The sequence below is a fragment of the Streptomyces hilarionis genome, from assembly GCF_024539675.1.
GTDB classification, from domain to species: Bacteria; Actinomycetota; Actinomycetes; order Streptomycetales; family Streptomycetaceae; genus Streptomyces; species Streptomyces hilarionis.
This window is the reverse complement of sequence record NZ_JAHHIT010000783.1, coordinates 1-259: the sequence shown is the minus strand read 5'-3', so window position 1 is coordinate 259 and position 259 is coordinate 1. Positions and strand designations below refer to the sequence as shown.

Annotated in this window: 1 protein-coding gene; it reads left to right on the top strand. The window is 50.2% G+C overall.

The genetic code is table 11. The features are described 5' to 3' along the window. Nucleotides 1–78 precede the first annotated feature (78 nt). Nucleotides 79–259: hypothetical protein (locus KMS84_RS44685; protein WP_256921624.1), on the top strand; the 181-nt coding region annotated here is incomplete at its 3' end.

Sequence of the window (259 nt, the reverse complement as noted above, 5' to 3'; positions counted from 1 at the left end):
GTCCTATTCTTTGCTAGTTCGATACTCATCTCAGCATCTGCGTTGGCTGAAGGTGGTGCAGATCGGATTATGGAGCGCATGGAAAGCCTGCGCGATAAAGCCGAAGCGACCTTGGTACAAGCTGAAAAAGCTCCTGAAGGGCAGCGCCATGTTCACATGGCCGAGCATATGAAAATACTGGGCGAGATCATGGGCCAGCTTCATCTAGATCATCCAAAAGCATCAATGTCACCTCAGGAACATCTCGCCTGGATGGAAA